5 protein-coding genes are annotated in these 7,197 nt (G+C 60.4%); all 5 read right to left on the bottom strand.

Annotation, left to right across the window (positions count from 1 at the left end):
- Positions 1-476, bottom strand: a 476-nt coding sequence (folK, locus tag Q7W83_RS23850; protein ID WP_473657307.1) for a 2-amino-4-hydroxy-6-hydroxymethyldihydropteridine diphosphokinase, incomplete at its 3' end; no start/stop codon positions are given.
- Between the two features lie 3 nt (positions 477-479).
- The gene (locus Q7W83_RS23845; RefSeq protein WP_150633580.1) at positions 480-1,883 is read right to left on the bottom strand and encodes a polynucleotide adenylyltransferase PcnB; all 1,404 of its coding nucleotides are present in this window, start codon (positions 1,881-1,883) and stop codon (positions 480-482) included.
- A 690-nt stretch (positions 1,884-2,573) separates the two neighbouring features.
- Positions 2,574-4,010, bottom strand: coding sequence for a sigma-54-dependent transcriptional regulator (locus Q7W83_RS23840; RefSeq protein WP_150633579.1), 1,437 nt, complete (start codon positions 4,008-4,010; stop codon positions 2,574-2,576).
- 22 nt (positions 4,011-4,032) lie between these two features.
- Positions 4,033-6,987 (bottom strand): sensor histidine kinase, encoded by a 2,955-nt coding sequence (locus Q7W83_RS23835; protein ID WP_162556248.1) that lies wholly within the window; start codon positions 6,985-6,987, stop codon positions 4,033-4,035.
- The gene (locus Q7W83_RS23830) at positions 6,971-7,147 is read right to left on the bottom strand and encodes a hypothetical protein (RefSeq protein ID WP_003176118.1); all 177 of its coding nucleotides are present in this window, start codon (positions 7,145-7,147) and stop codon (positions 6,971-6,973) included. The genes Q7W83_RS23835 and Q7W83_RS23830 overlap by 17 nt, the downstream gene beginning before the upstream one ends.
- Positions 7,148-7,197 lie beyond the last annotated feature (50 nt).

Below are 7,197 nucleotides of genomic sequence, written 5' to 3'. Positions count from 1 at the left end.
GAGAGGCGTTCCAGCCCGACAAACGGGCAGGACGCGAGCAGTTCGGCCAAGGCACGGCCATCCGCCAAGCGTAAATCCACCGGCGCCAGTTCGGCCAGCGGATACAGAACGAACGCGCGTTCCTGCATATGGTAGTGAGGCACCTTGAGGCGCGGTTCGTCGATCAGCCGATTACCGAACAGCACGATGTCGAGATCCAGCGTGCGTGGCCCCCAGCGTTCGAGACGCTCGCGGCCCTGTCCGTTCTCGATGGCTTGCAGCGCGTCGAGCAGCGCCAGCGGTGCAAGCGTGCTGTCGAGGGCGGCGACCGCGTTGGTGTAACGCGGTTGGCCGGGCAGCAGCGAGTCGCTTTGATAAAAAGCGGAAACCCCGACCAGTTCGGTCTGCGGCAACCGCGCCAGCGCTTCGACGGCGCTGCGCAATTGTTCGGCGGGGTCAGCCAGATTGCTGCCCATGCCGATGTAGATGCGTTCCATCGATTACTCGCCCGTGGTGCTCGGCGCGCCAGCTGCACGTTTGCGCTTGGCACCGCCGCTGCGGCGACGTTTGCGCGGCGCACCGCTGGCGCCCTCGTCCTTGCCGCTGAGGTCGCGGATCATGTCGCGGCGCTCGCTGTCGTTGGCGTCCTGATAATCCGTCCACCATTCGCCCAGGCCATCGGTCTGCTCACCGGCGCTTTCGCGCAGCAGCAGGAAGTCGTAACCGGCGCGGAACCGCGGGTTGTCCAGCAACAGGTCGGCGCGTTTGCCACTGCGGCGCGGCAGACGTTCCTGCATGTCCCAGATCTCGCGGATCGGCATGGTGAAGCGTTTTGGAATCGCGATCCGCTGGCACTGCTCGGCAATCAGCTCGTGCGCCGCTTCCTGCATCGCCGGAATCGGCGGCATGCCACGTTCCTGCAAGCGCAATACGCGGGCGGGCAGGGCAGGCCAGAGCAGGGCCGCAAACAGGAACGCCGGGGTCACCGGTTTGTTCTGCTTGATCCGCAGGTCGGTGTTGATCAGCGCTTCGCTGATCAGGGTGTGGGTGTACGTCGGGTTGTATTCCAGCGCCTCGGCACTGGCCGGGAACAGCGGATCGAACAGCTGCAAGTCGACCAGCATCTCAAAGGTGTCCGCGGCGTGGCCGGAGAGGAACAGCTTGAGCACTTCTTCGAACAGGCGAGCCGACGGGATCTCGCGCAGCATTGGCGCCAGATCGCGGATCGGCAGGGCGCTGTGTTTTTCGATGCCGAAATTCAGCTTGGCGGCGAAACGCACGGCCCGCAGCATCCGCACCGGGTCTTCCTGGTAGCGTTGCTTCGGATCGCCAATCAGGCGGATCAGGTGGTTGCGGATGTCGTGTACGCCGTTGGCATAGTCGAGAATGCGCTCGCTGACCGGGTCGTAATACAGGGCGTTGATGGTGAAGTCGCGGCGTTGCGCGTCCTCTTCCAGCGTGCCGTAAACGTTATCGCGCAGAATGCGCCCGCTCTCGTTGCGGGAAGACTGGTTGCTGTCTTCCTCTTCGTCGTTTTGCGGGTGATTGGCGCGGAAGGTCGCGACTTCAATGATTTCGCGGCCAAAGTGGATATGCACCAGTTTGAAGCGGCGGCCAATGATCCGCGCATTGCGGAATTCGGCGCGCACCTGCTCAGGGGTAGCACTGGTGGCGACGTCAAAATCTTTCGGCGTGATGCCCAGCATCATGTCACGCACACAACCGCCGACCAGGTAAGCCTGGTAACCGGCGTTCTGCAGGCGTTCGACGATATTCACCGCGTAACGGCTGAATTGCGCCTTCTGCAGCGAATGTTGGCCGCTGTTGAGCACTTCAGGCGTGCTGCGAATGTGTTGCGTATGACGCTTGGGAGAACGGAATGACTGGAACAACTTCTTCAGCATGGGATGCACTGTTTGAAGGAATGTTCGGCCATAACGAAGAATGACCGCATGATGGGCGGGGATTCTAGCATTTAGTCGGGGGATGGTGTAGGAAGCTGCGCAAGCGCTTGAAGGGCATGTCTGGCACGGGGGTAAACGCCAGAAACTACAAGGGGAGCCGAAGCTCCCCAAGAAGTAGTTGCATGTTCTATTTTTGTTATTGGTTTCGGGCTTTTTGTTTTTGTTGAGTGCCCGCGTCATGAAGTTTTCCTTCATGACCCTCCCAATCGGGAGCCAAGAGCAAACGGATTGCTTTGGTCGCTGTGCTGCAGTGATCTTGCGATCCAACCAGTTCAGGCTCTGTCTTAGGACAGTTTTTGTTGTTCTCGGCCTGGTCGTGGGGCTAGCCCCAAATACAACGCCTCTCCAAAAGAATCAGTTAGCTGCGCCTCATGCCGTCTTGTTTTTATTGTGCGTGAGTCGATTCGTCTTATTTTTATTGTCTTGTGCATTGCTTGTTATTGTTCTTGTACCAAACATATAGCAGGGTGCGTGCCAACTTTTGTGATGCCCAGCAAAACAAGGGGTTATGTCACTTGATTGGCTTTTTCGAGGCCCAAAAAAACCGGGGCTTCGTTACCGTAAGCCCCGGTTTCTGTTACGTGAAAAAGCTGAGGTAACAGTTTTTTCACACAGTCATGTGTTACCCGCTCAGCTCTCGCTGGCCACCCCGGTCTTGCGCCGCGGAATACCCAGGCGCTGACGGCGTTCCCACAGGCATTTGCGACTGACGCCGAGTTTGCGTGCCAGCTCGGTTTCGGTCATGTGGTCCTGATGCTCGAGAACGAAGTGCTGGAAGTAATCTTCCAGAGACAGGTCTTCGGTCGGCTCATGATTGTTGTTGCCGGCGCCATTGCCCTGTTGCGGAGGCAGGCCGATGAAATCGTCGTCTTCCAGGTCGCTCAGCTCGATGTCGATGCCCAGCAGCTCGGCGGAAATTTCCGGGCTCTCGCACAGGATGACCGCACGTTCGACCGCGTTTTCCAGCTCACGCACGTTGCCCGGCCAGGAGTAATGACGAATTGCCTGCTCGGCGTCCGCGGCGAATTTCAGGTCGGTGCGGTTCACCCGCGCGCTCTGCCGCGCCAGGAAAGCATTGGCGATTTCGTTGACGTCGGCGCCACGCTCGCGCAGGGCCGGCAGTTTCAGGGCGATCACGTGGAGGCGGTAATACAAGTCTTCACGGAACTGACCGATCTTGGCCAGGCTCTTGAGGTCGCGGTGGGTCGCGGCGATCAAACGCACATCGACCTTCTGCGACTGCACCGAGCCCACTCGGCGAATTTCACCTTCCTGCAACACGCGCAGCAAGCGAGCCTGGGCTTCCAGCGGCAGTTCGCCGATTTCATCGAGGAACAAGGTGCCGCCGTCCGCCGCTTCCACCAGGCCGGCACGTCCGGCGCTGGCGCCGGTGAACGCGCCTTTTTCGTGGCCGAACAGTTCGGACTCGATCAGGCTTTCCGGAATCGCTGCGCAGTTCACCGAAATCATCGGTGCCTTGGCACGTCTGGAGAGGTTGTGCAGGGCGCGCGCCACCAGTTCTTTACCGGTGCCGGATTCGCCCTGGATCAGGACATTGGAATCGGTCGGCGCAACTTTGCGGATCTTGCTGTACAGGTCCTGCATCGGCGGGCATGAACCGATGATGCCGATTTCGCCGTTGCTGTTGTCGACACCCGGTTTCGCGGCGCCATTGGCGGCTTTGCCGGCCACGGGTTCACCGCTGGTCTGTACCGTTTGCCGATCACGCAGGATGCGTGCGACGGCCTGGAGCATTTCGTCGTGGTCGAAAGGTTTGGCGATGTAATCCACCGCGCCCATCTTCATGGAGTCGACCGCCGAGCGCAGGCTGGCGTAGCTGGTCATGATCAGCACTGGAGTGCCCTGGCCGAGTTTGATCAACTCGGTGCCCGGCGCGCCAGGCAGGCGCAAGTCGCTGACGATCAGGTCGAACGTGGGAATGGTGAAGCGTTCTTGTGCTTCCTGCACTGAACCGGCTTCGCTCACCTGGTACTGGTTTCGTTCCAGCAGGCGGCGCAAGGCGGAGCGGATAATTGTTTCGTCTTCGACGATCAAAATGTGCGGCATTGATTCGATACTCTCGACGGTCTCAGTTCACAGCGGACGTCGCTTCGACATGACGCGGCAAGGTCACCCGGATACGGGTGCCGCGTTGGCTTTGAACATCAGCCGGGCTGTCGATGGTGATTTGTCCATAATGCTCTTCAACGATGGAATAGACCAGTGCAAGGCCCAGACCGGTGCCTTCGCCAGGATCCTTGGTGGTGAAGAAAGGTTCGAACAATCGGTCCATGATGTTCTTCGGAATACCGCTGCCTTCGTCCTCCACGATCAGGTCGACCGTGTGTTCGCCGGCTTCGCTTTTTACCCGCACCGCGCTGCCGGGAGGCGAGGCGTCACGGGCGTTTGAGAGCAGGTTGATCAGTACCTGGGCGAGTCGCTGCGGATCGCCTTCGACCCAGTGATCGGGGTCGCACAGGTTGTAGAACTGCACTTCGAAATTACGTCGGTTCAGGGCCAGCAAACCGATGGCATCCTGCGCCACTTCGGCCAGACAGACGGGCTCGTCGCTGTGCTGATGACTGCCGGCGTGGGCGAAACTCATCAGCGACTGCACGATGCGCGATACGCGTTTGGTCTGCTCCAGAATCTGCCCGCTGATTTCCTTCAGCTCGCCATCGTCTTCGCGTTCTTCGCGCAGGTTCTGCGCCAGACACGCGATGCCAGTGATCGGGTTGCCGATTTCATGGGCCACGCCCGCAGCGAGGCGCCCGATGCTGGCCAGACGCTCGGAGTGCACCAGTTTGTCTTCGAGCATTTGTGTTTCGGTCAGGTCTTCCACCAGCAAGACCAAACCACTGTTACCCGGCGCGAGCGGCTCGTCGATTGCCGCTTTGTGCAGGTTCAGCCAGCGGGTCTGGCCATCAAGCGCCAAGTGCTGTTTGTGCAAGTGCTCGTCCGGCAGGTTGATGAAGCCTTGCAGCAGTTCTTTCCACGGATCGGCGATGGTGCTCAGGCGCGAACCGACCACGCGCTGCGCGGCAATGCCGGTCAGCTCCTCCATGGCTTTGTTCCACATGAGGATTTCCTGATCCTTGGCCAGCGAGCAGACGCCCATCGGCAATTCTTGCAGGGTCTGGCGGTGATAGCGGCGCAGGGCATCGAGTTCAGCGGCAAGGCCGGTGAGGCGCGAGTGGTAGTCCTCGAGTCGGCTTTCGATGAAGTGGATGTCCTCGGTGACGTAGTTTTCGCCGCCGGCCTTGTAGGGCAGGAAGGTCTCAACCATGTCCTGGGCGACGCTCGGCCCCATCAGGCCCGAGAGGTTGGCCTCGATCCGGTCACGCAAGCGGCGCAAGGCGTAAGGACGGCGCTCGTCAAACGGCAGATAGAGATCGCGCAGCGCTTGTTCGACTTCCTTTTGCGCAGCCTTGGCGCCCAAGGGTTTGGCCAGTTGCGTGGCAAACTCTTGAGGCGAGGCCGCGTGCAGTTCGCGGCGTTGCGGGCGACGCACGTTGTCCACGGCGCAGGCTTCGGCAGCGCTGGCCTCCTCGGGACTGGCGTTGGTGAACAGTGAAATCAGGGTGAACATCAGCACGTTGGCGGCCAGCGAAGCGATTGCGGCCATGTGCCAACTGGTGTCGTCCAGCACGTAGATCATGTTCAGCAGCGGGATGTAGAAGCCTTGCAGGTTGCCGACCAGTGGCAACAGCATGGTCACCAGCCACACCAGAATCCCCGCCAGCAAACCGGCGATGAAGCCGCGACGGTTGGCGGTCGGCCAATACAGGACAGACAGTACGCCGGGCAGGAACTGCAACGTCGCGACAAACGCGACGATGCCGAGGTTGGCCAGATCCTGCTCCGCGCCCAGCAGCAGATAGAAGCCGTAACCGGCCATGATGATCGCGACGATCAGCGCCCGACGCGTCCACTTCAGCCAGCGGTAGATGTTGCCTTCGGCCGGTGGCTGATAAAGCGGCAGCACCAGGTGGTTCAACGCCATCCCGGACAGTGCGAGGGTGGTGACGATGATCAGCCCGCTGGCTGCCGATAGCCCGCCAATGTACGCCAGCAGCGCCAGGGCTTTGCTGTTGGCGGCGATGCCGATGCCCAGCGTGAAATATTCAGGATTGGTGGTCGCGCCCAGTTTCAGGCCGGCCCAGAGAATCAGCGGCACCGCCAGGCTCATCAACAGCAGGAACAGCGGCAAGCCCCAGCTCGCACTGACCAGTGAGCGCGGGTTGAGGTTTTCGGTAAACGTCATGTGATACATGTGCGGCATCACAATCGCCGAGGCGAAGAACACCAGCAGCAGCGTGCGCCACGGGCCTTCCTGCAACGGCGTGTGCAGCGCGGCGAGGGCGGTCTGGTTTTGCAGCAACCAAAGCTCAAGCTGTTGCGGGCCGTCGAACACGCCGTAAAGTGCATACAAACCAACGCCGCCAATGGCGATCAGCTTGATCACCGACTCGAATGCAATCGCGAACACCAGCCCTTCATGTTTCTCGCGGGTGGCGATGTGGCGCGAGCCAAAGAAAATCGTGAACAGCGTAATCAGTGCGCAGAAGCTCAGGGCCACGCGATGCTGCACCGGCTCGCGGGTGAGAATACCGATCGAGTCGGCCACCGCCTGAATCTGCAACGCCAACAACGGCAGTACGCCGATCAGCATGAAGATCGTGGTCAGTGCGCCGGCCCAGGTGCTGCGGAAACGGAACGCGAACAGGTCCGCCAGTGACGACAGCTGATAGGTGCGCGTAATTTTCAGGATCGGATACAGCAACACCGGCGCCAGCAGAAATGCCCCGGAAACCCCGAGGTAGCTGGAGAGAAAGCCGTAGCCGTACTGATAGGCCAGGCCCACCGTGCCGTAAAACGCCCAGGCACTGGCATAAACACCCAGCGACAGGGTGTACGTCAGCGGGTGGCGAATGATCGCCCGGGGGATCATTCCCCGTTCGCTGATCCAGGCGACGCCGAACAGCACCGCCAGGTACGCGGCGCTGATCAGGATCATCTGGGTCAGGCTAAAGCTCATCGGCATCTTTTTGGCTCTGCAGGATGAAGGTCACGACGATCAGAATCAGCCAGAGCAGATATGGGCGATACCAGGCGCCAGTGGCGTCGATCCACCAATCCATGATGGCCGGGGAGAACAGGTAAATCCCCACTACCAGGAGCAGGACCAAGCGATAGATGTACATCCCGGCCTCTCTTTTTTATGCGCGTGCCCGAAAACGTGCGGCGATGGTAA

This window comes from Pseudomonas sp. 300 (assembly GCF_055803035.1).
This window is presented reverse-complemented; position numbering and strand designations above follow the sequence as displayed.